Source organism: Xylanibacter brevis ATCC 19188 (assembly GCF_000621725.1).
GTDB lineage: Bacteria > Bacteroidota > Bacteroidia > Bacteroidales > Bacteroidaceae > Prevotella > Prevotella brevis.
Window position 1 is genome coordinate 121,826 of the sequence record NZ_JHXM01000011.1, and the last position, 26,610, is coordinate 148,435.

Genomic DNA, 26,610 nt, shown 5'->3' on the forward strand with positions numbered 1-26,610 from the left:
GCGTCTTTCGCGTCGTGCTTCACGATCCTGATCCATCACACAGTGAATACCTCGTTCGCGCATAGCTTTTGAATCATGAATATGCTGCGATGCGAAGCGTCCATTTTGCTTAAAAAGCAATTTAATGCACAAAAATGCCATAGCTATAGCAATTATTAACGTGCTAATGACTAAAATCTCAACCATTTTTACTAATTTTGCGGGTGCAAAGATAATAAATAAATGAATAAACAATATAAATTTTACATTAAAAATGAATAAAAGTAGCCTTAAACCCGCATCTGTCTTCGAGCAGTTTGCAAAGATTAACACAATTCCACGTCCTTCAAAGCGCGAGGAAAAGATGATTGATTACCTGAAAAAGTGGGGCGAAAGTCATCAACTAGATACACATGTCGACGAAACTGGTAACGTCATTATTCGTAAGCCAGCCACTCCTGGCTATGAAGACCGCAAGACCGTGATTCTGCAGAGTCACATGGATATGGTGTGCGACAAGCTGGTAGATATAGAATTCGATTTTGACAAAGACGCCATCCAGACATATGTTGATGGCGACTGGCTGAAAGCTAAGGGTACCACACTGGGCGCAGACGACGGCATCGGATGTGCCATTGAACTGGCCATTCTCGAAGCTAACGACATTGAACATGGTCCTCTAGAGTGCGTATTCACACGCGATGAAGAGACCGGTCTTTCAGGCGCAGAAGGCATGAAGGCCGACTTTATGACGGGTGATTACCTTATTAACCTAGATTCCGAAGACGAAGGCGAGATGTTTGTATCATGTGCTGGCGGACGCAACACCACTGCCAAGTTCACATTCAAGCGCGAAGAGGCTCCTGCCAACTCGTTCTTCATGCGTGGCCAATTGAAAGGCCTCACTGGTGGTCATTCTGGCGACGACATCAACAAGAAGCGTGCCAACGCCATTAAACTGCTGGGGCGTTTCCTGTATCAGGAGATGAAACGCTATGAAGGTATTCGTCTGGCTCAGTTCCATTCTGGCAAGCTGCATAATGCCATTCCTCGTGATGGTCAGTTTGTTGTTGCAGTACCCAGCGCCATCAAAGAGAATGTAAAGGCCGACTGGAACGTATTTTCAGCAGAAGTTGAGGAAGAGTTCCATGTAACTGACACTCAGATGGTATGGTCTATGGAAAGCACCGAAGCTGAGTCTGTGATTGAGAAAACAGTTGCAGACAACTTTATCCGCGCTATCCAGGCTGTAGATAACGGAATTTACGCCATTTGCCAAGATCCAGAGCTGAATGGCATGGTGGAGACTTCAAGCAACATTGCAAGCATTCACACTACAGAGAATGAGATCAACATCCTGTCTTCACAGCGTTCAAACGTGATGTCCAACCTCGACAACATGTGCGCCACCATCATTGCAACCTTTGAGTTAGCTGGCGCCGAGGCACACTCAAGCGATGGATATCCTGCATGGAAGATGCGTGCTGAGAGCAAGTTGCGCGATACAGTAGTAGAGACCTACAAAGAACTATTTGGTAAAGAGCCCATCGTACGCGGCATCCACGCAGGCCTGGAATGCGGTCTGTTCTCAGAGCGCTATCCTAATATCGACATGATATCATTCGGCCCCACCCTTCGCGATGTTCATACCCCCGACGAGCGACTCTATATTCCCTCTGTACAGATGGTTTGGGATCACTTGCTGCTCGTTCTGAAACGTATATGATTAACGACTATATTGAAATAAAAGGAGCGCGCGTCAACAATCTCAAGAATGTTGACGTGCGCCTTCCCAGAGGAAAGTTTGTTGTCATAGCCGGTGTTTCTGGCTCTGGCAAATCATCATTGGCCTTCGACACACTTTATGCCGAAGGCCAGCGTCGCTACGTAGAAAGTCTGTCCAGCTATGCTCGCCAATTCCTGGGGCGCATGAATAAACCCGAGTGCGACTTCATACGCGGCATTCCGCCTGCTATTGCTATCGAACAGAAAGTGATAGCGCGCAATCCCAGAAGTACCGTTGGCACGTCAACAGAGATATACGAATACCTGCATCTTCTGTTTGCACGTATTGGAAAGACCTATTCTCCCATCAGCGGAGAAGAGGTCAAAAAGCATTCTACTGAGGATGTCATTCAGAAAATGCTTGAGTTCTCCCAAGGCACTAAATTTGTGGTAATGGCACCACTGAGAGTACCTCAAGGACGAACCGTGGAAGAACAACTGAAAGCCAGCATTCTTCAAGGATACGCACGTATCTATGTCAACAATGACTTTCAACGCATAGACGACTATCTAGAGTCAGAGAAGCCAGGAGACGAGGAGATATTCATCGTCATCGATCGTTTATCTGTTGACGACACAAAAGATGTCATTGCACGCCTTGTTGACTCTGCAGAAACAGCTTTCTACGAAGGACAGGGCGAAATGCGTCTCATGTTCCTGCCATCAAACATCTATTACAACTTCTCTACTCGCTTTGAGGCCGATGGCATCACTTTCGAGGAGCCCACCGACCAAATGTTCTCGTTTAACTCACCTGCAGGTGCTTGCCCAGAATGCCAAGGTTTTGGACGCATTGTAGGTATTGACGAACACTTGGTCATCCCCAATACCTCCTTATCCGTCTATGATGGCTGTGTTGTATGTTGGCGTGGCGAGAAGATGAGCGAATGGCAAAAGTGGTTCATTCAGCATGCGGCTAAAGACGACTTTCCTATCTTCGAACCATACTACAATCTGACACAGAAGCAGAAAGACTGGCTGTGGCACGGTCTCCCCTCTGATAAGAATCTGAAGGAGAAGCCATGCATTGACAGTTTCTTTCAGATGGTGAAAGAAAACCAGTACAAGATACAATACCGCGTGATGCTGAGTCGCTATCGTGGCAAGACCACGTGTCCCACATGTCACGGAACGCGATTAAAGAAAGAGGCTGAATACGTAAAGATTGGTGGAAGAAGCATTACCGACTTGGTACAGATGCCAGTTGTAAGACTGAAAGAATGGTTCAACAATCTGGAACTATCTGAGCATGATGCAAAGATTGCCAAGCGACTACTGGTTGAGATCAACAGTCGTCTTCAGTTCATGCTTGACGTTGGCTTAGGCTATCTAACACTTAATCGCCTTTCAAACACACTCTCTGGTGGCGAAAGTCAGCGCATAAACCTTTGCACATCACTTGGTTCATCACTTGTTGGCTCATTGTATATTCTAGACGAGCCCAGTATTGGTTTGCATTCACGCGACACCGATAGGCTTATCAAAGTGTTGAAAGAACTACAAGCCATTGGAAACACAGTGGTAGTGGTAGAACACGATGAAGATATCATCCGCGCAGCCGACTATCTGATTGACGTAGGTCCTGACGCAGGTCGTCTGGGTGGCGAAATTGTATTTGCTGATGATCCCAAGAATGCGGATAAAGACAATGAGACACAATCCAGAAGCCACACCGTTGCTTACCTCACAGGCAAAGAGACAATACCTGTGCCAGAAAGCCGCCGCCCATGGAACCAGCATATTGACATCATAGGTGCGCGAATGAACAATCTGCGTGGCATCAATGTGTCAATTCCTCTTAATGTCTTAACTGTAGTAACAGGTGTCAGCGGAAGCGGAAAATCTAGCCTCATAAAAGGCATTCTCTATCCTGCTTTAAAACGACATCTTGGCGAGGTCTTCGACGCTCCTGGTGAGTTCACAAGCCTTGGAGGCGATATTGACGCCATCAAACATATTGAGTTCGTAGATCAGAACCCCATCGGTAAATCGACACGAAGCAATCCTGCAACTTACGTGAAAGCATATGACTGCATACGTGACTTGTTTGCAGAACAACCACTGGCTCTGCAGATGGGCTTCACGCCACAATACTTCTCGTTCAACACCGATGGAGGACGATGCGACGAGTGTAAAGGTGCAGGAACGATTACGGTAGAGATGCAGTTTATGGCTGACCTGGTGCTGGAATGCGAAGCCTGTCATGGACATCGCTTCAAGCACGACATCCTGGATGTAAGGTATGATGGCAAAAACATTGACGATGTTCTTAACATGACCATCAATGAGGCTGTTGAGTTCTTCGGAGCTCGAAATCAGAAAGCTATTGTCAATCGCCTGAAACCACTGCAGGATGTAGGATTGGGATATATCAAACTGGGACAAAGCTCCTCTACATTGTCTGGTGGCGAGAACCAACGCGTGAAACTGGCCTACTTCATTGGACAAGAAAGACAAGAGCCGACATTATTTATCTTTGACGAGCCGACAACAGGTCTGCACTTTCACGACATACGAAGACTCATGGAGTCGTTTGACGCACTGATCAAGCGTGGTCACACTATTGTGGTCATAGAACACAATATGGATGTCATTAAACTGGCCGATCATGTCATCGACCTAGGCCCCGACGGAGGAGACAAAGGCGGTAATCTTGTCTTTGCTGGAACCCCAGAGCAGTTGGCTAGTCATAAGGAAAGTATAACCGGACAATACTTAAAAGAAAAGCTATAACTATGAAAGAACGAATTCTACAATCTCTCATCAAAGAATATCAACTAGATGAGCTTGCAGCAGAAGACCGTCGTCTTGTGGAATCTGCCATTGAGGCCACGAGCCGTTCGTATGCGCCCTACTCACATTTCCACGTAGGCGCCTGTCTAAGACTAGACAACGGTGTGGAGATGAAAGGATGCAATCAGGAAAACGCAGCGTTTCCCTCTGCTCTGTGTGCAGAGCGAGCTGCTATCTTTGCTGCTGGCACACAGTACCCCGATGTAGGAATTGAAACAATAGCGATTGCTGCTCGCACGCCGAAAGGTCATCTCACAGCAGAGCCCGTCAGTCCTTGTGGAACCTGCAGGCAAGTTCTCATCGAAAGTGAGACACGTGCCAAGCACCCCATTCGCATCCTTCTACACGGAGAGAAATGTACATACCTCATAGAAGGCATCAAGAACCTGATGCCTCTGTCATTTACAGAATTCTAAAAAATCACATTAGCAGATGAAAGATTTGTTATGTATAGGGCACATCACCCATGATCGAATCATCACTCCACTGATGCCGGACGGCATCGATTGTGCTGGTGGAACGGCCTACTACGTAGCTTGGGCTATACATCATTTACCTCACGACATTGACTTTGGAATTGTCACTGCAACCGGCCAGGATTTATCCCATGAAATCAAAAAGATAAAAGATGCCGGCATTGACATAACAAATCTTGAGAGTCCTACCAGTGTCTTCTTTGAAAATAAATATGGCGAGGATATCAATCAGCGCTCACAACGTGTTCTATCGAAAGCTGCTCCCTTCACCATAGAGCAGCTAAAGGATTTTAATGCCAAGATATTCCATTTAGGAACATTACTGGTGGACGATGTATCTCCAGATGTTGTGGAATATCTTTCAGACAAGGGCCAAATATGTATTGATGTTCAAGGGTACTTACGCGAGGTAAGAAACCAGAAAGTCTATCCTATCGACTGGAAAGACAAACTTCGTGTACTGAAATCGACAGACATTCTCAAGGTCAACGAGTTTGAAATCGAAGTGCTCACCAATGGTGAGAAAGACATCAAGCAAGCTGCCCGAACCATTCGTTCGTGGGGAGTTCCTGAAGTGCTGGTCACACTGGGCAGCTATGGTTCCATCATCTATGCAGACGACCATTTCTACGAGATACCTGGATATGAACCTAGGAAAGTGGTAGATGCTACTGGATGTGGAGACACATTTACCGCAGGCTATCTCTATGCTCGTACCAACGGAGCTAACTACGAAGAGGCAGGAAGATTTGCTGCGGCAATGTGTACGCTCAAACTAGAGCATACAGGACCTTTCACAGGAAACATCGATGAAGTTCGAGCTATAATCAAATGATTATCGATATGGAGAAGAACGTATTCGCAAAGCTGATAGCCCAAATTCTCAACCTGAACATTGAGGCTGTTGCCAATACTCTGACACTTCTAGAGGAAGGATGCACCATTCCTTTCATCTCACGCTACCGTAAGGAAAGAACTGGTGGACTTAATGAAGTGCAGATAGCTGCCATCAATGACGAAAACGAACGACTGAAAGAAATAGCCAAACGAAAAGATACGGTAGTTAAGACCATCACCGAAGCAGGAAAGATGACACCTGAGCTTTCGAAACGCATCGAAGCATGTTGGGAGGCTACAGAACTGGAAGACATCTATCTGCCATACAAGCCACGTCGCCGAACAAGAGCACAAGTAGCTCGAGAGCAAGGGTTGGAGCCTCTGGCACAACTCATCATGCTACAACGGGAATCTCATGTGCAACAAGCCGCAAAACGATTTGTCAACGATCAGGTTGCTTCTGTCAGCGAAGCAATAGCAGGTGCACAAGACATCATTGCCGAAATGATCAGTGAGAATGAACGCTCTCGTCAGCAACTGCGTGGTGCCTATCGACGCACTGCCATCATTACATCGAAGGTTATAAAAGCCAAAAAGGATACCGACGAGGCTGCAAAATACAGCGACTATTTCGACTGGCACGAACCACTGCGCCGTTGCTCATCTCATCGTCTGCTAGCAATGAGACGAGGTGAAAGTGAAGGCATTCTAAGAATAAGCATCGACCCCATTGACGACAACGAATGCATTGAGCGCCTGCATCATCAATGGGTGCACGCAAATAACGAATGCGGTAGAATTATCTCGGAAGCTGCAGAAGATGCATACAAACGACTTCTGAAACCATCTATAGAAACCGAGTTTAGCAACTTAAGTAAAGAACAAGCCGACAATGAGGCTATTCAGGTCTTTGCAGAAAACCTCAAACAACTTCTGCTGGGAGCACCATTAGGACAAAAGCGTGTGATGGCTATTGATCCTGGATTTCGTACAGGTTGTAAGGTGGTATGTCTGGATAGTCAAGGCAACCTGCTTCACCACGAAGCGATATTTCCCCACCCTCCTGTCAACAAGCGCATGCAGGCGTCTGTTCACATCCTGCAGATGGTAGAGACATATCATATCGAAGCCATCGCCATTGGCAATGGTACGGCAAGTCGCGAGACGAGAGCCTTCATTGATGATTGTTTCGATAAAGAAGCTGGAGGCACTCATCAGCCCAGCATATTCGTGGTCAGCGAAGATGGTGCTTCTGTATATTCCGCATCAAAGGTGGCCCGCGATGAATTTCCAGATGAAGACGTTACCGTCAGAGGTGCTGTATCTATAGGCCGAAGGCTGATGGATCCACTGGCCGAACTGGTTAAGATAGAACCAAAGAGCATCGGCGTGGGACAATATCAGCACGACGTTGATCAGACGAAACTAAAACATCAACTGGATCAAACCGTGGAAAATTGCGTAAACATGGTGGGTGTCAACCTAAACACAGCCTCTCAGCATCTACTGACGTATGTCAGTGGTCTTGGCCCTGTTTTAGCAAAAAACGTGGTAGATTATCGCAGAGCTAACGGAGCGTTTACATCTCGGTCGCAACTAAAGAAAGTGCCTCGACTTGGCACTGTAGCTTTCCAGCAATGTGCAGGTTTCCTGCGCATCCCCGATGCCAAGAATCCCCTGGACAACAGTGCTGTACATCCTGAGAGTTACGATATCGTAGAGCAGATGGCCAAAGACCTGGGATGTCACGTCAACGACCTGATAAGCAACAAAGAGCTACGCACGCGCATAGATATAAATAGGTACGTGACGAAGGAAGTAGGCCTGCCCACCCTGACAGACATTATGAAGGAACTGGAAAAGCCAGGCAGAGATCCACGCGAACAATTGGAAGAGTTTGAGTTTGACAAACGCATCCAAAGCGTTGACGACCTGGAACTGGATATGGTGTTACCTGGCATTGTGACCAACATCACGAATTTTGGTGCCTTTGTTGACATCGGTGTGCATCAAGACGGTTTGGTACATATCTCGCAAATGGCCAACAAGCGTATCAACCATCCTACAGATGTGGTGAAACTACATCAGCACGTGATGGTGAAAGTGATTGAGATTGACCGCCGTCGCAACCGTATCTCGCTCTCCATGAAACAAGTGCAATAACCATTAAAGGCAACCACCCGATTACTGAGTGATTGCCTTTAATAGTTGCATCAAGCTTTTCTCACTTTGCCAACTGAAATCCGGCAGGGCAACCATCCGTTTGAACATCACCCTTTGTTCCTTATTCAGCTTGCGAAGGATGTCACGTTCGTGAACCTTCACATATTCGCCTTTCCAGAAGAAATAGAAATGCTTGAAAACTGGCAGTTTCCAATCCTCCTCATTATTAATATCCAGTGTGCCGATGTTGATCATCTCGCCTATCTCCATATTCGAGATGTTCACATTGTTCTGAAGATTGCGTTCAAATGCCTCACGATCGAACAGCTCCACACAATAGAGTACGTTTCCTCCCACCGAATCGACCATATAAGCCAATTGATTATTGATGTTGATGAAATGACGATCCTCAAAATCCACAGCTAAAATGTTCTTCATCTCAGCCTCCATCGTATATTCGCCTTTCAGATAGAGCAACACGCTGTTTTTCAAATAGACATTTGTATGCGACTGACGCACCTTACGACCAGTATTAAGCGTGATGACAGAAGGTTTAAAACTCTTATACAACATAGGTACAGTGGTTTGTTTCTGAGCAAAAGCGCCAACGGATGCCATCATCAATAAAAGACAGAAGTAGATTCGTTTCATAAGCCTTTGAATAATTAAAAAGCCCATCGACTTTCATCAATGAGCTTAACTTGTGCGGTGCGTACGAGATTCGAACTCGTGACCTCCTGCGTGACAGGCAGGCATTCTAACCTACTGAACTAACGCACCAATCCTGAAAATTAGTTCGCTTCACAATTCCTTGCTGCGGTGCGTACGAGATTCGAACTCGTGACCTCCTGCGTGACAGGCAGGCATTCTAACCTACTGAACTAACGCACCAGTTAAACAGCGTTTCCTTGTTAGCGGGTGCAAAGGTATGAAGTTTTTTTTGAAATAGAAAATATTTCCCCAAAAACTTTTCTCCTATAACATCCTTTAACAGTTTTACGGGTTAAAATGGCTTTTTTACTGAAAATATTTGTTCAATTATGGGAAAATAGCTACCTTTGCGCCAACTAAAGACCGCATATGAACAAACTTATAGAACAATTCCCTTCCATCACATTGGCAGAGATGAGTGGCGTCAAATTAATGAACCGCACGGACACTAAATTTGTTGCCACCAGAAGTCAGCTGTGCCACCTCTTAGAAATGGCGCAATGTGACTACTTTATACAGGATATTGATGGCGAGCGAAACATGCTTTACGACACGACCTATTTCGACACCAGCGATTTCCAGATGTATAAAGACCACCAGCATGGGCACGTCAATCGCCAGAAGATTCGTTTTCGCACTTATGTGAGTTCTAACCTGCAGTTTATGGAGGTCAAGACGAAGAATAACCACGGGCGAACCAAGAAGAAACGTATTGAAGTGAACGATATGAATCTGCAAGATGCTACGAAACGTGAATTTCTTGCCAAGCACCTGCACTTCAACATTGACACCCTGGCCCCACATATGCACAACTACTTTCGGCGCATCACATTAGTCAACCGCGCAAAAACCGAACGACTGACCATTGATACCGATTTGGAATTCGACAACGTTCAGACACACCAACACAAGTACATGAACGACTTGGTTATCATCGAACTGAAAAGAGACGGCCTTGTTTTCTCGCCAGTATTGGATATGTTGCGCCAACTGCATATTCATCCCCACGGATTCAGCAAGTACTGCATGGGAGCCGCCTTCACCAATCAGGACCTGCCCATCAACCGCTTCAAAGAAAAGCTGAGAGACATCAACAAAATATTAATAAACGAATAAACCAAACGCTTTTATATTATTATGGATTTTATCACTAATCTTTTTTCTGGTGAATTTGGCGAAGCACTTCTCCATTTCGCCATTTGTATGTTAGTCAACTGGGGAATCATTGAATTTCTCTATTTCCGCAAAAGTCATCGACGCGATTTCTACTTCACATTCATGCTGATGAGTGTGGCCATCTACTTCCTCGTGTTCTTCATGATGGGTATGGAACGAGGCAAAGCCACGATGGGCGTAGGACTGGGACTTTTCGGCATATTCAGCATCATGCGATACAGAACGGATGCGATGCCTGTGAGAGAGATGACCTACCTCTTTCTCATCATCTGCCTGTCGGTGGTTCACGCGATGGCCGACTCGTATATAGAGCTTGCCATTGTCGATGTGATCAGCATCATCGCCATTTTGCTATGCGAAGCAAAACTCAAGATTCAGAACACAAAAATCATTCAATACGACCGCATCGACCTGATTAAACCTGAAAAAAGAGCCGAACTCATCGAAGACCTGGAGGCAAGAACAGGATTGGTCATCACGAAAGTAAGTGTTGGCGGCATCGATTTTCTAAGAGACTCTGCCGTGTTGCGCATCAGCTATGAAGGCGAAAGCGTAGATAACGATGTTAATGGACAGTTCACCGTAAGGAAATCACAATGGAGAGAAGTTTAGTTTTTGCCATTGCCCTGCTACTACTGTCAACGACAGCTAGAGCTGAAGGCGACGACTTTGGCCTCTGGAGCGAAGTTAACGTTGAAAAGAAAATCGATTCGCATTGGGATGTTGCCGCCGGCGCCGAGCTGCGCCTACGCGATAACGCCAACGAGATACAGCGCTGGAGCGCAGGCCTCGATGTATCCTATAAGATCAGTAAATGGCTGAAGATATCGGCTGGCTATTCACTTCTTTCTGACAACAACTACAAGGTCAGCACGAAACAGAAAGTAGCCGACTACTACGGACAGCGACATCGCTTCAACCTGTCGCTGACGGGGTCGAAGGACTTCGGACGTCTCAGCCTCTCGCTTCGCGAACGCTGGCAATACACCTATCGCCCTGCTAAGTCCGTATGGCGCCACTATGCCGAAGGCCACCAGTTTGCAGGACAATATGCCGATTTCGACGATGACGGAGAGCCCACGAAGCACACCTTCGACGGAAAGGCCAAAAACGTGTGGCGCAACCGACTGCAATTGAAGTATAAACTCACGAAACAGTGGCGCCCATATGCCAATGCCGAATCCTACACCACCAAAGGTTTAGAGAAGATGCGCTATTCGCTGGGCACCGAGTTTCGAATCAACAAGCAGCACTCTTTTGACGTCAAATATCTTTTCCAAGATATCAGAAGCAACGACAACGACGAAACCGATAGCCATATCATAGGCCTGGGTTACACTTATAAATTCTAATTTTTCCCGCTTATTTTGCTTGTGTTCTAAGTTTTTTTCATACCTTTGCAACACAAAAGCAAAATAAGCATGGGAACAGAAAACATCAGAATTAAGGATATCGCCGAGCGTGCCGGCGTGAGTGTTGGAACAGTCGATCGCGTACTTCATAATCGTCCGAACGTTTCGCAATCAGCTCGTGAGAAAGTAGAGAAGGCTCTGGCAGAGATGAACTACGAGCCCAACGTCTATGCTTCTGCATTGGCCTATAATAAGGACTACACCTTCTATTGCATCATGCCCAAGCATGAGAGCGAAGCCTACTGGGAGGAGATAGAGGAAGGTGTGCGCGCAGCCACGCATAAGCGCCGTGACTTCCACATCTCACTGCGCATTCTGTACTACGAACGCTTCAACACGCCCTCTTTTGTCAAGACCACACAGGAGTGTCTTGAAGCCAACCCTGATGGCGTCATTGTGGTGCCATCAAAACTGGAAGACACACAGCATTTTGCCGACGAACTGCACGAGCGCAACATCCCGTTTATCCTGCTCGACTCCTACATGCCCGACCTGCGCCCGCTGGCTTTCTTCGGACAAGACTCTTTCCAAAGTGGCTACTTCACGGCTCGCATGATGATGCTTCTGGCATCCAATGAAGAAGAGATCATGCTGATGAAGCAGCTCAAGGACGGACACATCGGTTCGAAGCAGCAGTCAAACCGCGAAACTGGTTTCCGCCACTACATGCGCGACCACTTCCCCAAAATCAAGATCACAGAAGTCAATCTCCCCATGGGTGAACCCAAGGAGTCGTACGACAAGATATTAGAGGATTTCTTCCAGGAGCACCCCCACGTGCACCACTGCATCACCTTCAATTCGAAGGCACACATCGTGGGCCAGTTCCTGCTGCGCACCAATCGTCGTAATGTACAGATCATGGGATATGACATGGTGCCCAAGAATGCCGAATGCGTGCGCCGTGGCAGCATCTCCTTCCTCGTTGCCCAGCATGCCTACATGCAGGGCTATGCCTGCATCGAAACCCTTTTCCAGGCCATTGTTCTTAAGAAAGAGGTGACTCCCGTCAACTACATGCCTATTGAGCTGTTGACCAGAGAAAACATTGACTTCTACAGAAGAACTAATTTCTAAACAAACAAACTACTTATGAATCAAACTACGTTTATCAAAATCAACCCAGCCGACTCGGTGGTGGTGTGCCTCGCTGCGATGCAGAAAGGCCAGCACATCGACATTGACGGACGCACCATCGTCCTCAATCAAGACACACCTGCCGGACACAAGGTCCTGATCAAGGACACACCTGCCGGCACCGACATCATCAAGTATGGCTATCCCATCGGACACGCCAAGCAAGACCTAAAGGCAGGCGACTGGGTCAACGAGAATAATCTCAAGACAAATCTATCAGGAACACTTGAATACACATATAGCCCTGTAAAAGAGGAACTTAAAATAAAGAAAGAAAAACGCCACTTTAACGGATATGTTCGAAAAAACGGCGATGTTGGTGTGCGCAATGAGATATGGATTGTACCCACTGTGGGATGCGTCAATGGCGTAGCCGAGCGCCTCGCCAAGAAGTTGCGCGAGGAAACTGGCTGCAAAGACATCGATGCCATCTACACCTGGCACCACAACTATGGATGTTCACAACTCTCAGGCGACCACGAGAACACACGTAAGGTGCTGCGCGACATCGTGCTCCACCCCAACGCAGGCGCCGTGCTGGTGCTGGGACTTGGTTGCGAGAACAATCAGCCTGATACTTTCATGGAGACGCTGGGAGACTACGACACGGAGCGTGTGCGCCTCCTGGTGACGCAGAAAGTGGAAGGCGACGAAGTGGAAGAAGGCATGCACATCCTGCGTGAGCTCTATCAGATAGCCAGTCAAGACCGCAGAGAGGAAGTGCCCATCTCCAAGCTTCGTGTAGGCCTAAAATGCGGTGGAAGCGATGGTTTTAGCGGCATCACGGCCAATCCGCTGGTGGGCGAATTCAGCGATTGGCTGGTGGCTCAGGGCGGCACCAGCGTGCTCACAGAAGTGCCAGAGATGTTTGGTGCAGAAACCATCCTGATGAATCGCTGCAAGACACCTGAGCTATTTGAAAAGACGGTGTCGATGATCAATAACTTCAAGGAGTATTTCCTCTCACACGGCGAACCCGTGGGCGAGAACCCCAGCCCTGGCAACAAGGCGGGAGGCATCTCTACGCTGGAAGACAAAGCGCTGGGATGCACTCAGAAGTGCGGACGCGCACCCGTTGACGGTGTGATGGAATATGGTGATCGCCTCACCACCAGCGGACTCAACCTACTCTCGGCGCCAGGCAACGACCTCGTTGCTGCCACTGCACTGGCTGCCTGCGGATGCCACATCGTGCTGTTCACCACAGGTCGCGGCACACCCTTCGGCACCTTTGTGCCCACGATGAAGATTGCCACCAATCCCGACTTGGCGCGCCGTAAGTCCAACTGGGTAGATTTCTCTGCCGGACAGCTCGTCGAGGGACGTTCTATGGAGGAACTGCTGCCTGAGTTCATCGATAAAGTAATCAACATTGCATCTGGCGAACAGGTGCGCAACGAGGAAAACGATTATCGCGAGATAGCCATCTTTAAGAATGGCGTCACACTATAAGCCCACATAAAAAAAGAAGGAAATTGAAGAAAGGATTACTAGCACTGTCACCCTTAGTGGTGTTTATCACGCTTTATGTAGTCACCAGTATTATTGCTGGTGACTTTTATAAAGTGCCTATCACTGTGGCCTTTGTTGCCTCCAGCATCTATGCCATCATAACCACACGTGGAAAACTACGAAAGCGCATCAACCTCTTCAGCCGAGGTGCAGGCACGCCCGAGATGATGCTCATGATATGGATATTCATTCTGGCAGGCGCTTTTGCCAACTCTGCAAAGGTGATGGGATGCATCGATGCTACGGTCAACCTGACGCTATCCTTCCTTCCCTCAGAAATGCTGCTGGCAGGCCTCTTTCTGGCTGCCTGCTTCATCTCTCTCAGCATCGGCACCAGTGTGGGCACCATCGTCGCCCTGACACCTATTGCCGCAGGCGTAGCCACACAGACGGGAGCTTCCACAGCGATGCTCACCGCAGTGGTGGTGGGTGGCTCTTTCTTTGGAGACAACCTGTCGTTTATCAGCGACACCACCATCATCGCCACCCAGACGCAGGGCTGCCAACCCAGCGACAAGTTCAAAGTCAACGCTTTCATCGTTGTGCCGGCAGCCATCGTCATTCTACTCGTGTATATACTGATGGGACAAAACATTACGGCTCCCACCAGCATCCCTGATGTGGAGTTCTGGAAGGTCGTGCCCTACCTCATCGTGCTCATCACCGCCATCTTCGGACTCAACGTCATGATAGTACTCGCTCTTGGCATCGTTTTGACCGGTTTCATCGGTTTGATCAATGGGAGCTTTGACATCTATGGATGGTTCCAGGCGATGGGCGACGGCATCCTGGGCATGAGTGAGCTCATCATCATCACCCTGCTGGCAGGCGGACTCCTTGAAATCATCAAGCACAATGGCGGCATAGACTTCATCATCGACAAGCTGACGCGGCATATCCACAGCAAGCGAGGCGGTGAACTATCCATTGCGGCGCTGGTGAGCCTTGTAAACTGCTGCACAGCCAACAACACCGTGGCTATCATCACCGTGGGAGGCATTGCTCGCAAGATAGGTCTGAAATACGAGCTCGACCCTCGCAAGTGCGCATCACTGCTAGACACCTTCTCTTGCTTCACGCAGGGAATCATCCCCTACGGCGCTCAGATGCTGATGTCGGCAGGATTGGCCTCGCTAAACCCCATTGCCATTCTGCCCCACCTCTACTATCCCTTTGCCATCGGTGTGGCTGCATTGACAGCCATCGTGCTGCGCTACCCACGTCGTTACAGTTAAAAACAAAGAATCTATGGAAATCATTATTCGCAATTTCTTTCGTCTCTTACGAGCTGGCATCTTCGGCACCCAGGAGCAGATAGAACCTATGTCTGCCTGGAAGTGGAACCGCATCTATCAGCTCGCCATGCTGCAGCATGTGGCACCACAAGTACGAGAAGGCATCGACAGACTTAGCGACCAGTTTTTCCTGCAGATTCCCCCTCAACAGATGGAGCTGTGGAAGAAGGCCGATGGAAATATGCAGATAAAGATTAGTAAACCAAAGCTATCCAACAAGTTAGGCGAGAAGCGCTTAAGTAAGATTATAGACGAAGAGGGCGGAAAATCCGTCACCCTCACGGCCCTTTATCTCATCGCCTCTACGGCCCATCACCTGCTGAACGACGGCCTTTTTCTGCACCCTCTCATCGCACTGGGATGCTACATCAAGCAGCCAGAGGTCTATCCCATCGACAACGACAAGTTGTGCGATTGGATTCATAAGTTGGGGCTGAAGAGCATTGCCCAACTGGAGGCCACGCTCCTGATCAGTTACTTAGGGCTGACCGAAGAGGACATCAAGTTCACGACCACAGGCAAGCGCCACGACGTGAGTCGCATCACGCAAGAGCTGCTGCAGTTGCAGGGCACCGACAAGCACGAGTGGCAGTTCTCGCAGGGCGACGACATCTTTGTGCACAACAACAACACGAGTGCCATGTTTTGGCAAGCGCGCCGCTCAGCCAAGTATTTCCGCTATTCGCCCATAGAAAGCATCAGCAATTTCGTCTCGTCGTTCATCAATTCGCTGACGCATGTGGAGGAATAGTGCGTCTTACGGCGCAAGGTGAAAGGTGAGAGGTGAGAAGTGAGAGGTGGTGCGCCTTCGGCGCAACACTCAACGATGAGAGTAAAAACGCCCCTCCCTACAGGGAGGGGAACGGGGGTGGGTCTCTAGTCTTGTTTCACAAACTTACAAGCCACCTTATGCCCACTCGCATCCGTAACCTGTGCCACATAGCAGCCGGCAGGCAACTGACTGCAATCGACATCGGCACGCCCTGCACTGAGAGCCACCGTGCGCTGCGAGAGCTTCTGACCAGAGAGGGCATACAGCTGCAGACGGACATGCGCTGACTCACTGCTGCAGACGATCAGGTGACGAGCCACGTAGCGAAGCGACAGATCGTCTCCCCCATCCTCTTGCTCATGGATGCCATCCACGATGTCCTGACTGACGGCGGCCAGATAGCTGGTGCGAAGATTACGCTTAGCGATGGTGGGAATGTTCATCTTGAAGATTTGAGCGGTTCCATCGGGGTATCTCCCCACGGTCTCAGTGCCCGAGTGGACATCGTAAGCCATCCTGTCTGTCCACGAACCGTCGGCAGCCGTTAGGGTCACCACGCCACCACTGGCCGACAACTTAAACGGGGCGTGAAGCTGCGACACGGGCTCCAGCTTGTCGCACCACACGAGGAGATACCCGCGAGGCTCTATCACGGTGGATGCATCCGTATCGCCCTTCGTGATGACATATTTCTCAGCATTCTGCAGGTCGTCGCTCAGCAGCATCCCCTCCACATCGATAGGACTTTCGGTGGTGTTATACAGCTCCACCCAGTCGCTGCGTTTCTGGTAGTCGTTTACAAAGATCTCGTTGGCAGCGCTCACCTCGTTGACCACAACGGGAGCCGATGCCGCATCCTCTACGAAGCAAGCCACCAGCCTGCCGATGTCCATGGATTCAGTGATCACCAGGCTGTCGCTCATCGAGTAGTACCACGACGCATTGCGACTCGAGGCCCACCCCTTGAAGCGGTAGCCCGCAGGCGCCTCGGCACAGACGGTGGCAGGCAGGAACACCGTGCCCTCGAAGTCGCTATAAGGTATCGTCTCACCGTTGAGGCGCAGCGAGGCGCCGTCCACATTGGTGGTGATGAGCATCTGGCGCGTGGTGCGGTTGGCAAGTGCCAGAGGCTCATAGTCCTTCATATAGCCCGCCATGCGAGCAGAGCGCCCGCTCAGCGCATGCCGTATCTCGTTGAGCGACCCATCGGGCGAAGCCCCCTCCCAAGCCATCGTAGGCCGCACGCGCTCGCCCAGTTCGTCGAGAACGGCCTCGGCCCGCTCTGGCAGAAACACGCTGCCGCCCATCAGAGTCATCATCGTGACAAAGCGCTGGCGGAAGCCCTCGTTCTTCAGCATGTTCAGGAAGAACGTACAGAACTTAATCTCGCCATAGCGGCGCTCAGCCGTGTCGTAGATATAGTCGTAGCGATGCCACTGCATGCCCTCCATCCATCTCAGCGGGTTGCCGCCCATATACACCTCGCCCTCCTCGTCGTACTCGCGCCCCTCGGTGCCGAAGGCAGCATCCAGGTCGAAGAAAGCGATGCGATAGCGTCCGCCATCCGTCTTGCGATAAGCCTTCAGGTTGTTGTCGGGCCAGTCCCACGACGAGAGAAACAGCTCTGCCGCCATATAGTTGACATACTCATCGATATCCAGCAGCGTCGTGATCTCGTCGTACACCGCCTGGTCGGCCGCGTTCTTAGACAGTTCGTAGAGTCGCTCCAGCACATCCTTCGTGCCCAGCATCATGTAGGCGCCACTGTCAGGACTCTGCTCATAGACCTCCAGCTCGTCCTTGCTCAGCCCCCAGTTGGCATAAGCAAAATCCTTGTTGTTAGGTTCGCGCACGTTTATCAGTCCCTTGTACTCACCGTTCAGATAGTGTACCGCAGGCTGATAGGACATCACGTCGAGGTCGATGCCCGAGCGCTGTATCAGCTCGTGGATGGCCGCATCCTTGATGCGACACTGCGAGTCGTTGCCGCCATAGCGCACCTGGATGGTCTTGCTCTTCAGGTAAGGCTTGCTGTCGAAAAACGGATAGCTGAAAGCGTTCTGTCCGTCATAGATGCGGTCGGCTTTCAGCTTAAACGACTTAGGGTTGTTGGCACGCGTCCATCCGCCCGATATCGAGAAGTCCACATCCTGATTCACAGCCACCTCGTCGGTGCCTGGCAGCACATAGTGGAAGTTCACGGGCCTGTCCCAATCCATGTTCCAGTTCACGGGCGACGACTGTCCGTTGCCCGTCCGCCCGTTGACACCACGCACGTACACACCGATGGAATCGTCGTAAAGATAGCGTGGGTCGGTCGAAACCATGATGGCGGGCAACGTGTGGCGATGGTCGCGCTTCACAAAGGTGCGCGTCACCACCTCGCTGGGCAACTTACCCTCCTGAAACAGTCGGAAGCGCACAGACATGTTCTTTGCCACCGCGATGCCCTGCGCCCCCATCGTAGCCCCATTGGTCATCGTTGGCGTGGTGCCATCGGTGGTATAGCGCAGTGTGGTGCCCTCAGGTGCTGTGGCGCGCAGCGTGAAATTAGAATCGAAGAAGCCCCCCTGTCGCACAATCACGGGCGCCTCCAGCTGCTCGTTGGCATACGCCGCCCCATTGTTGCACTGCTGCGGCGTGGGCGTGGCCGTATGTGCCCACTGCGCTCCGCCATCCGTGGTGCGAGCCCACGAGGTGCGCCCTATGGCCTCGGCATAGTTCTCGCAGAACAGCTCCTCGCCCCGCTGGTTCGAGAGCATCAGCAAACCGCCCTCGGCATCCAACTTAAACGGTGCCTGCATTGCATTGATATTGTTGCTGCCCATCCATACGGTGCGGTAGCCGCGCGCAGGAATATTGCCAAAACCGTCAGGAATGCGCCATTTCATCGGCATGCTGGCATCGTCGCTCAGATAGCAACCACCCAGCGTAACTTCCTCGTTCAAAGGGTTATAGAGTTCAATCCATCCATCAAAGTTGTAAGCCGGACTCATCAACACATCTATGTTAGAGGCCATTACCTCGTTCAGGCACACCCCACCCCTCTGTGGCACGTGCACCTCTACCTGCTGTTCAATCTTGAACCCATCGAAAATCATCCAGTTGTCGTTGCGCGCCATATCCTGCGTGTTGTAGACACCAAAGGCCACGGTCCCGTCAGTGACGTCAAACTCCAACGTGTTCTGGTACGCCCCCGCAGCAAAAGCCATCTGAGCCGTCTCCATAGAGTTAGGAAAAAACACCTTTTCATCGGGCGTATAGCACCGTCCCACCGACTCGTTGAAGTGGAAGCTATATTCGCTCTGCAGCGCCACCTGCCGTTGCTGTGCAAACAGAAATCCACTGATGGTCTCCGTGCCGTTCTGGTATCGTTCGTAGGCCTTGTCGTGTGCACGGGTGCGATAAAGTCCCTGCACGCTGATGCGATAATGCCCGTTGGCCACGTCCGTCTGCGTATGTTCCAGGCGCATATATCCGTTCCACATCTCCATACACGAGAAGCTCACCGCCCCCAGCGACCCCGCCTCGCCCGTCAGGTTCCAGTCAGAGCGATCAGAAGTGTCGAACCCAGGGTTTTTCAGGAATCGAGCAGTAACATCTATCCATTTCGTCTCTGCCAGAGCGGTATGTGCCACCATCACCAGCAGTGCAAGTATCCATTTAGGATTCATCATCATCATTACGTTTTAGGTTGAAAATCTGTGGCAAAGATACGAAAACATCCTCACATCGGCAAACGAACCACCGCTGTTGCACACCACTTGATTTGAAATTGCTATGTTTTGAACGGTTTCTGCGCCCCCCGACGCCAAAAACCGAGTCGCAACACCATGTTTGCGGCTCGGTTTCAGGCTTTCAGTACCACATGTTCTACAGTCTCATCTGCCACCCCTGCAGCATGGCGAAGTAGTCCAGAGAGTCCGTCCCATTCTCATGAATCGCCATCGCCACAGCCAGTGCCATCCAGCGGGCGGGCTGGTCGCTGGGAATGCCCAGCGGCTCGTTGGGGTCGATGCCCGTCAGTCGGCATCGTGCTTGTATTTTGCGTAATACTGTGCAAATCTTGACATATAATCTTTATTATTATCTAATTTAGTGTTCTTTGTCTAGTCACCTTATAAAGGTACCAGCGTCGCTGCGCAAACGGAGCGCAAAGTTACAAAATATCCCGCTCATTTCAGCAACGAGCGGGAGAAAGTTTCTGTTAATGATTGTCAATCCCTATCTCTTTCCAGTTGATGACAGATATCCTCTGCCATTTCGTTCAGTGCAACACACTCCTCACGGCTGATTTTCCGTTTCTTGACATTGTATGGCCAAGGGCTGAGTATTAGCACACGACCTGCAGCACAGGCATCGAAGAGGGCATCGGAGGGCTTGAAATAATCGCGGAAGCCATTGTCGGCAAGCAGGATGAAGGAATGCTGCTCGTTAAGCAATACCTGCATCACCTGCTTCTCGTCTGCAGAGATGAAGGGCGACACCATCACCACCCCTTTGCGAGCTGACAGCACGCAACCGTTCTTATATTCCCGAAGTGCCTGGCTGTCACCATGTTCCGCTGCCTTCACCCAAATGCTTCGTACATGCACTGGCATAAACCGCCCAGCTATCAGCAACGTTGTGTTACCCACACCATCGTAGCTACGTTCGCCAATAACGATGCCTTGCTGCACGCGGAAAAAACCTGGCTTTAGTCGTTTGGTGGCCAGTCGCTGTGGGTTCATGTCAATATAGCGTATGGTATTGGGCAGTTGGGTCTTTCGGCCCATCGGACGGATGAAGGGCATCTCTGTGAAGACAGACGGCAGGTTGTAATAGGCCTCGTCGCTCATCTGCCCTTTTAGCCCCTCAGCGAAGGCTTCCAAGCCAAGCGTAGCCTCCCGAAGTCCCAGCGTCCCTTCTTGGCGGTTTCGGTTTTCTAAGCCTTCTTGGTGGTTGCTCCGAATGTCATTCGGACTAACGGAAGAAGCCCGCCCAAGTTTCTTCACGCCCTGCCAGAATCCGCGCACCATCCCCTTGATGCCTGTGGGCATCGTGCGACGGACATATAATACAGCATGCAGGTGGTCAGGCATCAGGCAGAAGTGAAGCACCTGCACCTCTGGATGGTGGTTGGGGATATCCAATAGACAATTAACCAAAGAATTGCCCAGCGGTGTGCGTCTCACTACGGTCTTAGTGGGATCACCCTCAGGGATGTCCAGCGTGCCCAACAGCGGCTGACGGTCGGGAATAGTCAGTGTAATGTGGTACAGGCCAACACCCTTCCAGGCTCTGCCAGGCTCCTGCCATTGCCATTTCTGCTGCTTTGCCATATATTCTTATAGTTCTTTTATATCCATAGTTCTATTCAATCATTTTTTTTATAATGTTTGTTTCAAAGCATCGCACTCGGCGATAGTCTTTTGCAACATGCGAAGATAATACTTTTCTACGTAATCAGACATATTAAATAAAATATAAACTACTATTTTGAGCGTATTTCCCCCGTTAAAAATGCAAAAAGCGAGCTAAATAGCCCGCTTTCGATGATAATAGGATGATGCGATTACTCGAGATCATACCAGATGTCGGGGTCGTCGTCTTCGCCTTTGCGGCTCCCGAGATCATACCAGATGTCGGGGTCGTCGTCTTCGCCTTTGCTGCCCTTCAGCGTGGGAATGTCGCTTCCTGCCAGGATATGCTGTTGTTGCTGCAACTGCACAACATTCAGCGTGGGTTTCTGATAATATTTCTTTGTCATAGTCGTGTCCTCCGTTCTTTACTTGATGATTACCATTTTACCTTTATTCTTGCCTTGAAAGCGACCTGAGGTCGAGCGCACATAGATACCTTTTGTGCTGGGCTTGCCCTCGATGCGACGACCATCGAGCGTGTACCACGAGTCGTTGTCGAAGGTTGCCTCGCCAGTAGTCGTCTGTAGGCTTCCGATGCTCGTTACCTCGCCATCGGCACCAATCAGGCGTACCTTGATGGTCTCTGGTAGCTGCTCGCCAGGGGCTGCGGAACGAGCTCCGGCGAAGTCCTCCCCGCCGTTCTTATACTTCAGGTAGCAACGCATGGGCTTAATGCGCACATACTCGCCTACCTTCACGAACTCACCCTTGCTGATGCCCTGCTTGCTAACATCCTGAGCCGAGAAACCGTAGATACCCGTCGGAGCTGTAGTCCACTCGATGGTCTCATAGGTACCGACATAGGTCCAGTCGCCACTCGTGGTCTCTCCTGCCGTGATACTGGCGGGAAGGGCGTAAGTGCCGCTGAAATCCACGCTCGTTGCCGAGGGCGTGAAGAGATACGGCGTGTTGGGAACTAGGTAATCACCCGTGTATTCCGTCATGTCGGCAACATACTCGTTGCCACTCATCGAGATACCCGAGAACGTGTAGAACGTGCCTTTGCTGCCCCTCTTGAATGCGAACGGCATGCATACCGTAGAGGACTTACCCTCGCTGTACGAGCGCGAGTAGTTCACCTGGCAAGTCTTGCCTGCGCGTGTCAACAGGGCCGAAAGATCGTCGCCATCGGTTAGAGTAACGAGATTTGCAAAGAGTGCAAGCATCGGCTGGTTGGTGATGGGGTCTTGCACCCATACTTCCTCTCCGCGACCATTCTGCAGGGATGTTGCGATAGTACCGTTGGTAAGTGTCTCATCGGTAGCCCACGAGCAACCTTGAGTTAAGTCCGTAGGATATTGTTTGAGATAACAATTGGTGTGTACACCATTTCCTTGCCAATTTCCTTGACTAAATGTACCGGTAGAAAGGCAATTGGTTATGGTGGGACTCGCATTTGTATAACCGTAAAAACCGCCCATATAACCTCCGCCATTCGATGTATATGTTCCAGTAAACAAACAATCTTGGATAGAACCATCACAATATCCAGCGATAGCTGCACTTTGCACCCAACCACCTTGAGTAGTGTTCATTGTAGCAGACATCCATACTTTTGAAATTAAGCTACCGCTGCCAGCCATTCCTACTACACCTATATAGGCATAGGAAGATTGAATAGAACCGGCAACATGCAAATTCTTGATAGTTGCGTTACTTGTATGTGTAAATGGAGCCACAATTTGATTACTTCCACCGACATAATTAACGGTCAATGTATGTCCCTGACCGTCAAAAACACCTTCATAAAAGGGCTTTGCGCCTTCCGTCACTGAACCTATATGTGTCTGGTCATCACCCAGGTCGATGTCCGCGGTCATCTTGGCATTGGCAGCTGCATTAGTGCCGCTGTTAACGATTTCTGCAAATTCCTGCCAGTCACGCAAGCTACCGAGGAGGTAATTCCCTTCTCCATCTTGTTGTATACCTTCGTAAGCCTCCTCCGGGTTGTTGGTATAGCCGCCGGTTTTGCTTCGATATACGCGATAGTTTTCGTCGTTGGTCAGTACTGGCATTGCATCAGTTCCTATCCTCTGCCCCCAAACCATATCTCCACGATTGTTCTGAAGCTTGTAAGCGGTTGTGCCGTCAGCAAGTTCTGCAGTAGTGGCTTCTGTGCCCTGGGCAGAGCCCATTACATTCTTATAGTAGCAATTAGTGATAGTCCCTCCACCAGCAACATGCGTAGCAGTATAGGAAGCTCCAACATTCATCTCGTCAGAAGCAAACAGACAATTACTAATATTGGTCGAACCATAAAGCCACCCTACAAATCCACCCCATGTATATGCCGATGAACCATTTAATGCGCCATCATAGAGACAGTCACTAATGTTAAGGGTTCCATTCACGCAACCAACCATTCCGCCTTGAACACCATCGCCACTATAAGTAGTGGTAACATTAACGCTTGACCAACAATTCTGTATGGTACTCGTACCATAATAGACTCTACCTACCATGCCGCCGACAAAACGATTAGTGGTATTGATCGATCCGGTTACATGTAGGTTCTTTATTGTAGCATCAATGATATCGCAAAATAGTCCAACATATTGTGTGGTTGTTGACAGATTAATCGTTATAGTATGTCCCTGACCATCAAATATTCCACCTTCAAAAGTCGCTATTTTTGCTTGTTCATCCCCAAGATTGATATCGGCAACTAGCTTTCCTTTGGGAGATGCTTCCATTTGCGACAAGACCACAAATTCTTTCCAATTCTGTACAGAGCCGACGAGGTAATAACCCTCTCCGTCTTGCGCAATGTCTGCTTCCGGGTCTAACGATGCCTTTGGTGTCAGCGTGCGTGTATTACCTTCTGTAACATCGTTCAGATTTGCTGAAATATAGACTGTTGCACCATTGATGGCATTTGCGCCGTATGGGCCTTTGGATGCTGTTAAACTTGTGATACCGCTTCGAATAAGTACACCCTTATCACCACTAATACCCACACCTTCCCAATCTGAAGCAGAAGCTACGATGGTACCACCTTCAATATATACCACACCACTACTGCCAATACCGACGCTCGTAGTAGTTGAGGCATTTATATTGCCTCCATTAATCACGACTTTGCTGCAATTTCCTCCTATTGCAATACTTCTCACAGCATGGCTTGTTATTGTTCCTCCGTTGATAGTAATTGCACCACACGAATTGGGACCTCCTGCACCGATACCAATACCATCAGATGCGGCTGCGTTGATGGTTCCACCATTGATAGTTATATCTCCACAAAACGAACCATGACTATCATCTGCACCTACAGCACCTATTCCACTAGTATAACTACTATTACCATGAGCAGAAATAACACCTCCGTTGATAATTAAACCACCATAAGCGACACGATTATCCCTACAGCCAATGGCTGATGATAATCTTCCTCCGATAGCAATTAGTCTTCCGGTATTTCCATTGATAGTCAAAGTGGTTCCCGACGGACCAAAAGCAAGTGCGGGACGCCCATACGAATTGCTATCTTCGTCTGAGTCCCTGAGTGTATTGACAGTACCATCTTCTATATTGATGGTTGCATTTCCTAAACATTGGATTGGGGATTTTCGCCAATTGGTAATAGTGACATTGCTGAGTGTTATGGTTGCATCTGCAGCAATCTGGATAGAATAGCCGGTGGTTCCTATCAACACATCACCATCCTGCGCGATGTAGTCTTCAGTCAGCTCTGAAAGATTAATGATTTTAGACCCGTCATGCACATACGGCTCATAGGTGGTAACAGGATGGTTAAAGACATCCAGTCTCGGCTGGCTGCTGGTAGCGTCTTGCGCCCATACGGTCTCAGCGCGGCCTGCTTGCAAAGCGGTAGTAATAGAACCATCAGCCAATTGCTCGTCAGTGACTTTTGTGCCTTGGACAACTCCGAAGTCCCGATAGTAGTAGCAATTGGTATAAGTTCCTGTAGATTGGTCTTCTTTGGCAAACCTATCAAACGTGAAGAACGTTACGCCCCAATCATTATATATATTGGTATCGCTGCCCTCATCCAGTATAACAAGGCAATTGGTGAGAGCGGAAGTTCCAGAGTTATGCCAACCTATAAAGCCGCCATGAGAATATTTGCTGGCCGATTGAATTAGACCGGTAAAAATACAATCTGTTATGCTAATCGATGTTCCACACATAAAGGCCACAAAACCTGTAAATGTATCTGCAGTATTGTTTGAGGATACGATATTCACATCGCTCCAGCAATTCTCTATAGTGCTTGTACCATAGGTCCAGCCAACTAATCCGGAAGCTCCGATTTTATCTGCTGTTATACTGCCGGCTGTATGTAGATTGCGGATAGTTGCATCCTCAATATCTCTGAAAGGAGCAGCACCCAATAAAGGATATGAACTTTGACCGCTCTCTATACTCATACTCGATGTGTTATAATTGAAGGTCAAAGTATGACCTTGTCCGTCAAATGTACCGCTATACCTTGTGGCAAAAGATCCAATCATCGTCTGGTCAGAGCCAAGGTCGATGTCTGCTATCATACGCGCATTGACGGTAGGTAATGCCTGTACCAAGGAAGCAAAGTCCTTCCAATCTTGCAAAGAACTGAGAATGTAGTAATTCTCTGTGTCTCGATCCAGTGCCCACGTCCCTGTGCAACAGCAGAGCAGGGTGAGCATAGAAATGAGTAGTCGTTTTGATTTCGTCATATAATTAATAGAATTTGGTAAAACTATATTCAAAGATGGATGAAGACTTAATCTTTGTCATTTTCTCGGGGCAAATATACAAATTCTTTTTGAATTATTCTCCGTTTTTCCCATAAAAATGCAAGTGCACAGTAGGGTCAGTTCCACTGTGCACTCAAAGCCAATGTATTATGTGTAAGATATCGCGTCTTCATGCTTGGTCTTTAGTTTAATTGATGCAAAGATAGCTATAAAAACCTACACCACCAAATTTTTTACTTTGCATTTTTTCGAAACGGACGAACGGACGACGGACGAACGGACGTTTTCCCAATATTTTTTAGCAAAGGAGGAGATAATAGATAAAATCTATAATCATATAAATTATTATTCATATTATTATATATATTATAATATATATAATAATATGCTTTTCTTATATTATTTTTGAAAACACCAAAACGTCCGTTCGTCCGTCGTCCGTTCGTCCGTTTTGAGGTGT

The 26,610-nt window shown here is 49.0% G+C and carries 18 protein-coding genes and 2 tRNA genes; 13 read left to right on the forward strand and 7 right to left on the reverse strand.

What is annotated here, in order from left to right:
* Positions 1-253: 253 nt before the first annotated feature.
* Genes T433_RS0107720 through T433_RS0107740 form a run of 5 tightly spaced genes read left to right on the forward strand, consistent with a single transcriptional unit; the run spans position 254 to position 8,033 of the window.
* Positions 254-1,705 carry an aminoacyl-histidine dipeptidase gene (locus T433_RS0107720; protein ID WP_027455397.1) on the forward strand — a complete coding sequence of 484 codons (1,452 nt, stop codon included), beginning with the start codon at positions 254-256 and terminating at the stop codon, positions 1,703-1,705.
* Positions 1,702-4,497 (forward strand): excinuclease ABC subunit UvrA, encoded by a 2,796-nt coding sequence (gene uvrA / locus T433_RS0107725; protein ID WP_044109453.1) that lies wholly within the window; start codon positions 1,702-1,704, stop codon positions 4,495-4,497. The genes T433_RS0107720 and uvrA overlap by 4 nt, the downstream gene beginning before the upstream one ends.
* Positions 4,498-4,499: 2 nt before the next feature.
* Positions 4,500-4,973, forward strand: a complete 474-nt coding sequence (locus tag T433_RS0107730; protein WP_027450349.1) for a cytidine deaminase — start codon at positions 4,500-4,502, stop codon at positions 4,971-4,973.
* A 16-nt stretch (positions 4,974-4,989) separates the two neighbouring features.
* The gene (locus tag T433_RS0107735; RefSeq protein WP_027455399.1) at positions 4,990-5,868 is read left to right on the forward strand and encodes a PfkB family carbohydrate kinase; all 879 of its coding nucleotides are present in this window, start codon (positions 4,990-4,992) and stop codon (positions 5,866-5,868) included.
* 8 nt (positions 5,869-5,876) lie between these two features.
* Positions 5,877-8,033 (forward strand): Tex family protein, encoded by a 2,157-nt coding sequence (locus T433_RS0107740; RefSeq protein ID WP_155808423.1) that lies wholly within the window; start codon positions 5,877-5,879, stop codon positions 8,031-8,033.
* Positions 8,034-8,054: 21 nt separating this feature from the next.
* Here T433_RS0107740 and T433_RS0107745 read toward each other — a convergent pair whose 3' ends face one another.
* The 3 genes from T433_RS0107745 to T433_RS0107755 all read right to left on the reverse strand — a co-directional run bounded on the left by T433_RS0107745 (position 8,055) and on the right by T433_RS0107755 (position 8,924).
* Positions 8,055-8,684: a hypothetical protein gene (locus T433_RS0107745; protein ID WP_155808424.1), complete on the reverse strand. Its 630-nt coding sequence runs from the start codon at positions 8,682-8,684 to the stop codon at positions 8,055-8,057.
* A 55-nt stretch (positions 8,685-8,739) separates the two neighbouring features.
* Positions 8,740-8,813: transfer RNA gene (locus T433_RS0107750), tRNA-Asp, on the reverse strand.
* Between the two features lie 37 nt (positions 8,814-8,850).
* Positions 8,851-8,924 (reverse strand) — tRNA-Asp (locus T433_RS0107755).
* Between the two features lie 189 nt (positions 8,925-9,113).
* Here T433_RS0107755 and T433_RS0107760 point away from each other — a divergent pair.
* The 7 genes from T433_RS0107760 to T433_RS0107790 all read left to right on the forward strand — a co-directional run bounded on the left by T433_RS0107760 (position 9,114) and on the right by T433_RS0107790 (position 16,027).
* Positions 9,114-9,860: a polyphosphate polymerase domain-containing protein gene (locus tag T433_RS0107760; protein WP_027455402.1), complete on the forward strand. Its 747-nt coding sequence runs from the start codon at positions 9,114-9,116 to the stop codon at positions 9,858-9,860.
* A 21-nt stretch (positions 9,861-9,881) separates the two neighbouring features.
* A complete protein-coding gene (locus T433_RS0107765; protein ID WP_027455403.1) occupies positions 9,882-10,532 on the forward strand; it encodes a DUF4956 domain-containing protein in 651 nt (216 codons plus the stop codon).
* Complete coding sequence (locus tag T433_RS0107770; RefSeq protein WP_044109454.1) at positions 10,517-11,272, forward strand: DUF2490 domain-containing protein; 756 nt, start codon at positions 10,517-10,519, stop codon at positions 11,270-11,272. The genes T433_RS0107765 and T433_RS0107770 overlap by 16 nt, the downstream gene beginning before the upstream one ends.
* Positions 11,273-11,341: 69 nt before the next feature.
* A complete protein-coding gene (locus T433_RS0107775; RefSeq protein WP_027455405.1) occupies positions 11,342-12,409 on the forward strand; it encodes a LacI family DNA-binding transcriptional regulator in 1,068 nt (355 codons plus the stop codon).
* Between the two features lie 15 nt (positions 12,410-12,424).
* Positions 12,425-13,921, forward strand: a complete 1,497-nt coding sequence (locus T433_RS0107780) for a UxaA family hydrolase (protein WP_027455406.1) — start codon at positions 12,425-12,427, stop codon at positions 13,919-13,921.
* A 23-nt stretch (positions 13,922-13,944) separates the two neighbouring features.
* Positions 13,945-15,216 carry a Na+/H+ antiporter NhaC family protein gene (locus T433_RS0107785; RefSeq protein ID WP_027455407.1) on the forward strand — a complete coding sequence of 424 codons (1,272 nt, stop codon included), beginning with the start codon at positions 13,945-13,947 and terminating at the stop codon, positions 15,214-15,216.
* 13 nt (positions 15,217-15,229) lie between these two features.
* Positions 15,230-16,027 (forward strand): hypothetical protein, encoded by a 798-nt coding sequence (locus T433_RS0107790; protein WP_027455408.1) that lies wholly within the window; start codon positions 15,230-15,232, stop codon positions 16,025-16,027.
* Positions 16,028-16,152: 125 nt separating this feature from the next.
* On the opposite strand, the gene T433_RS0107795 is transcribed toward T433_RS0107790, so the two are convergent.
* From T433_RS0107795 to T433_RS0107810, 4 genes are all read right to left on the reverse strand, one after another.
* Positions 16,153-19,731: a CotH kinase family protein gene (locus T433_RS0107795; protein WP_027455409.1), complete on the reverse strand. Its 3,579-nt coding sequence runs from the start codon at positions 19,729-19,731 to the stop codon at positions 16,153-16,155.
* Positions 19,732-20,265: 534 nt separating this feature from the next.
* A complete protein-coding gene (locus T433_RS0107800; RefSeq protein ID WP_027455410.1) occupies positions 20,266-21,369 on the reverse strand; it encodes a hypothetical protein in 1,104 nt (367 codons plus the stop codon).
* 233 nt (positions 21,370-21,602) lie between these two features.
* Positions 21,603-21,797 carry a hypothetical protein gene (locus T433_RS0107805; protein ID WP_027455411.1) on the reverse strand — a complete coding sequence of 65 codons (195 nt, stop codon included), beginning with the start codon at positions 21,795-21,797 and terminating at the stop codon, positions 21,603-21,605.
* Positions 21,798-21,815: 18 nt separating this feature from the next.
* Positions 21,816-24,884, reverse strand: a complete 3,069-nt coding sequence (locus T433_RS0107810; protein WP_155808425.1) for a hypothetical protein — start codon at positions 24,882-24,884, stop codon at positions 21,816-21,818.
* Positions 24,885-25,004: 120 nt separating this feature from the next.
* Between T433_RS0107810 and T433_RS16480 the strand changes: the two genes are divergently transcribed.
* Complete coding sequence (locus T433_RS16480) at positions 25,005-25,145, forward strand: hypothetical protein (RefSeq protein ID WP_155808426.1); 141 nt, start codon at positions 25,005-25,007, stop codon at positions 25,143-25,145.
* The last annotated feature ends 1,465 nt before the right edge of the window (positions 25,146-26,610 follow it).

What these genes read in the sequence shown, in the direction of transcription:
- T433_RS0107720 (WP_027455397.1), top strand. Translation starts at nt 254, where the DNA reads ATGAATAAAAGTAGCCTTAAACCCGCATCTGTCTTCGAGCAGTTTGCA.
- uvrA (WP_044109453.1), top strand. Translation starts at nt 1,702, where the DNA reads ATGATTAACGACTATATTGAAATAAAAGGAGCGCGCGTCAACAATCTC.
- T433_RS0107730 (WP_027450349.1), top strand. Translation starts at nt 4,500, where the DNA reads ATGAAAGAACGAATTCTACAATCTCTCATCAAAGAATATCAACTAGAT.
- T433_RS0107735 (WP_027455399.1), top strand. Translation starts at nt 4,990, where the DNA reads ATGAAAGATTTGTTATGTATAGGGCACATCACCCATGATCGAATCATC.
- T433_RS0107740 (WP_155808423.1), top strand. Translation starts at nt 5,877, where the DNA reads ATGGAGAAGAACGTATTCGCAAAGCTGATAGCCCAAATTCTCAACCTG.
- T433_RS0107745 (WP_155808424.1), bottom strand. Translation starts at nt 8,684, where the DNA reads ATGAAACGAATCTACTTCTGTCTTTTATTGATGATGGCATCCGTTGGC.
- T433_RS0107760 (WP_027455402.1), top strand. Translation starts at nt 9,114, where the DNA reads ATGAACAAACTTATAGAACAATTCCCTTCCATCACATTGGCAGAGATG.
- T433_RS0107765 (WP_027455403.1), top strand. Translation starts at nt 9,882, where the DNA reads ATGGATTTTATCACTAATCTTTTTTCTGGTGAATTTGGCGAAGCACTT.
- T433_RS0107770 (WP_044109454.1), top strand. Translation starts at nt 10,517, where the DNA reads ATGGAGAGAAGTTTAGTTTTTGCCATTGCCCTGCTACTACTGTCAACG.
- T433_RS0107775 (WP_027455405.1), top strand. Translation starts at nt 11,342, where the DNA reads ATGGGAACAGAAAACATCAGAATTAAGGATATCGCCGAGCGTGCCGGC.
- T433_RS0107780 (WP_027455406.1), top strand. Translation starts at nt 12,425, where the DNA reads ATGAATCAAACTACGTTTATCAAAATCAACCCAGCCGACTCGGTGGTG.
- T433_RS0107790 (WP_027455408.1), top strand. Translation starts at nt 15,230, where the DNA reads ATGGAAATCATTATTCGCAATTTCTTTCGTCTCTTACGAGCTGGCATC.
- T433_RS0107795 (WP_027455409.1), bottom strand. Translation starts at nt 19,731, where the DNA reads ATGATGATGATGAATCCTAAATGGATACTTGCACTGCTGGTGATGGTG.
- T433_RS0107800 (WP_027455410.1), bottom strand. Translation starts at nt 21,369, where the DNA reads ATGGCAAAGCAGCAGAAATGGCAATGGCAGGAGCCTGGCAGAGCCTGG.
- T433_RS0107805 (WP_027455411.1), bottom strand. Translation starts at nt 21,797, where the DNA reads ATGACAAAGAAATATTATCAGAAACCCACGCTGAATGTTGTGCAGTTG.